The sequence below is a fragment of the uncultured Brevundimonas sp. genome (genome assembly GCF_937870815.1).
GTDB lineage: Bacteria > Pseudomonadota > Alphaproteobacteria > Caulobacterales > Caulobacteraceae > Brevundimonas.
On sequence record NZ_CALMZS010000047.1, the window covers coordinates 1 to 3,249 of the forward strand.

3 protein-coding genes are annotated in these 3,249 nt (G+C 69.2%); 1 reads left to right on the forward strand and 2 read right to left on the reverse strand.

The genetic code is table 11. The features are described 5' to 3' along the window. Window positions 1-67: 67 nt before the first annotated feature. Window positions 68-1,000, reverse strand: a complete 933-nt coding sequence (locus Q0588_RS03135) for a lipid A biosynthesis acyltransferase (protein WP_298743691.1) — start codon at window positions 998-1,000, stop codon at window positions 68-70. Next, entirely contained in the window at window positions 990-1,760 is a 771-nt protein-coding gene (locus tag Q0588_RS03140) for an SDR family NAD(P)-dependent oxidoreductase (RefSeq protein WP_298743692.1), read from the reverse strand. Before Q0588_RS03140 ends, Q0588_RS03135 begins: the two co-directional genes overlap by 11 nt. Window positions 1,761-1,867: 107 nt before the next feature. Between Q0588_RS03140 and Q0588_RS03145 the strand changes: the two genes are divergently transcribed. Further along, entirely contained in the window at window positions 1,868-3,136 is a 1,269-nt protein-coding gene (locus tag Q0588_RS03145; protein WP_298743694.1) for an EAL domain-containing protein, read from the forward strand. Window positions 3,137-3,249: the final 113 nt, after the last annotated feature.

A 3,249-nucleotide genomic window follows, 5' to 3' on the forward strand; every position in this document is an offset into this window, starting at 1 on the left:
AGGCTCCAGTCTAAGGCTGGAGCGAAGATCCGGGTTTGGACGCGATCGCGTCCAAACCGATTTCGCCCTAGCCGCCGTCCGGCCCGAGGGCGGCGTAGACCCGGTCGGGCCAGCGCCTGTGCACCCAGAACCAGTCGACCGGATTCTCGCGCACGCGATCCTCGATGAAGCTGGTGATCGCCTGCACGCCGCGGGCGATGTCGGCCTGCCGGTCGCCGGTCCTCTCCAGCGCGACCGGCTCGTACACGGTCACCCGGAAGCGCGCCCCGGTCAGCCGCGTCACCGACATCGGCTGCAGCACCGTGCCGAAGCGCAGCGCCAGCCGGCTCGGCCCCGGCGCGGCGTTGACCGGCTGGCCGAAGAAGGTCACCTCCGGCCCCTCCGAGAATTTCTGGTCGTTCATCAGCGCCACCGACTCGCCGCGCGCCATGCCGTCCAGCAGCTCCCGCGCCCCCTCGCCGCCCTTCGGCGCGAAAAGGCGGACCCCGTAGCGGGCCCGCGCCGCCCGGATCTGGGCGTCGACATAGGGGTTGTTGGCGGCGCGATAGGTGATCTGGCACGGCACCCCGGCCCCGACGATGGTCGCCGCCAGGGTCTCGACATTGGCGAAATGGCCGGCGACGAAGACCACCGGCCGGCCCGAGGCGCGGATGGTCTCCAGCCGCTCGCGCCCGACCACCTCGATGCGGCCCTCGGCCACCAGCCGGTCCATCACCACGGTCTCGGCGAAGGCGCGGCCGGTCTGCTCCCACTGCGCCAGCGCCAGCGCCTCGCGCTCGGCCCGCCCCATCTCCGGAAAGGCGATGCGCAGGTTGCGCATCACCGTCTTCTGCGTCCCCGTCCGCGGCCCCAGCGTCCGCAGCAGCCGGCCGCCCAGCGCCGAGGCCCGCTCGACCCCCAGCATCCTCATCAGGCCGACGAAGCCCGCGAAGGCGACGCCCTGCAGCCGCCAGGCCAGGTTCCGGCGCCACGGGACCGGCCTGTCCGCCTCACCAGGCAATGGTGATCCCGCCGTCGACCACCAGGGTCTGGCCGGTCATGTAGCTCGACGCCGGCGAGGCCAGATAGACCGCCGCCCCGGCGATCTCGTCCGGCTGGCCGATGCGCTTCAGCGGGGCCGGGTCGGTGGCCTGCTTCAGCAGTTCGGGATTCTCCCACAGGTATCGGGCGAAGTCGGTCTGCACCAGGCCCGGGGCGATGGTGTTGACCCGCACGTTGGACGGCCCCCACTCCACCGCCAGATTGCGCGCCAGCTGCATGTCGGCCGCCTTGGAGACGTTGTAGGCCCCGATCAGGGCGTTGCCGCGCAGCCCCCCGATCGAAGAGACGATGATGATCGACCCGGTCTTCCGCTCCAGCATCTGCGGCGCGACCATCTGGATCAGCCAGTGGTTGGAGACCACGTTGTTCTGCAGGATCTTGCCGAACTGCTCGTCCGAAATCCCGGCCATCGGCCCGGCGTAGGGATTGGTCGCGGCGTTGCAGACCAGGATGTCGATCCGGCCGAAGGCGGCGTCGGTCTCGTCGACCAGCCGCCGCAGTTCCTCCTTCGAGGCGATGTTGGCGGGCACGGCGATGGCCCGCCCCTGGCCGTGCTTCGCATTGATCGCGCCGGCGACCTCGTCGCACGGCCCCGGCTTGCGCGACGAGATCACCACCTTCGCGCCGTGCTCGGCCAGCCGTTCGGCGATGGCCTTGCCGATGCCGCGCGACGAGCCGGTGATGACCGCGACCTGGCCGGTCAGATCGAACAATTCCATCGTTAACCTCGAAGCTTGGGGAGAATCCGTGCACGAACCCTAGGCGAACCGCCGTGATACCCCGATACTCGGGCGATTCCATCCGGGAAGGCGGAACAACCGTTTCCATGCGCGCCCTGACTCAAGGCTTCCTGCTCTTCGGCTACATCTTCCTGGCCATGACGGTCGGCGCCTTCGTGTGGCGGGCAGGCCTCGGCGCCGGAGCCGGCGCGGCCGCCGGAATCGCCACGCTCGGCCTGCTCGCCGCCCTCCACGCCTGGATCTCCGGCAAGGCCGAACGCGCCGCGCTGAAGAAGGAGATCGACCAGGTCCGCGACGCCCACCGCCTGCTCGCCGACGCCATGGAATCCACCCAGGGCGCCCTGACCGAACTGGCCCAGGCCATCGAGAGCGGCGCCCTGTCCTCGACCGAACAGCTGTCCGGCGAGGTCCGCATGCTGGAATCGCTGATCCAGCAGATGAGCGAGTCGATCGACCAGCGCCTCGCCCAGCCGACCCCCGCCAACACCTATGAGGCCCGCCACCGCGAACAGTCCAACGTCCTGCTGCAGACCATCCACCAGGCCCTGGCCGAGAACCGCGTCGACCTCTACCTGCAGCCGGTCGTCTCCCTGCCCCAGCGCCGGACCATCTTCTACGAAAGCTTCACCCGGCTGCGCGCCGCCGACGACCGGGTGATGATGCCGGCTGAATATCTGTCGGTCGCCGAGGGCGAGGGCCTGGTCCCGGCCATCGACAACCTGCTGCTGTTCCGCTGCGCCCAGATCGTCCGCCGCCTGGCCCGCCAGGACCGCAAGGTCGGGGTGTTCTGCAACGTCGCCCTGTCCTCGCTCGGCGACGAGACCTTCTTCCCCCAGTTCCTCGACTTTCTCAGCGAGAACCGCGACCTCAACCAGGCCCTGATCTTCGAGCTCGGCCAGGCCGTGTTCGACGCCCGCGGCGCGGTCGAGGCCCGCAACATGGCCAAGCTGGCCGACCTCGGCTTCCGCTTCTCGATCGACAAGGTCCAGACCCTCGACCTCGACTTCGCGGATCTTCAGAGGTCCGACGTCAAATTCATGAAGGTCGCCGCCGACCTGCTGATCGAGACCCTGCTCGACACCGACTCCGCCTCGGCCCTGCCCGCCCTGCGCGACATCCGCGCCGCCGACTTCGCCGCCCTGACCCGCCGCTACGGCATCGAGCTGATCGCCGAGAAATGCGAGACCGAACGCCAGATCGTCGACATCCTCGAGCTCGACATCTCCGTCGGCCAGGGCCACCTGTTCGGCGAACCGCGCGCCATCAAGGAAGCCGTCCTGGCCGAAACCGACCCCCCGGCCGACTTCATCCGCTCCACCCTGCGCAGCGCCGACCACCGGAGAAGGTTCGGCTAGAGAAAAGTCGGGACACACACCACTTTTCAGGCGCCTGCCGCCTGGAGTGACCCCCGGAACTGAGACAGCTAAATTAGGGACAGCTGAGCTGCGTTGTGGCCAGGGGCTGCTGC

Coding starts and splice junctions, on each gene's coding strand:
- Q0588_RS03140 (WP_298743692.1), bottom strand. CDS start 1,760: ATGGAATTGTTCGATCTGACCGGCCAGGTCGCGGTCATCACCGGCTCG.
- Q0588_RS03145 (WP_298743694.1), top strand. CDS start 1,868: ATGCGCGCCCTGACTCAAGGCTTCCTGCTCTTCGGCTACATCTTCCTG.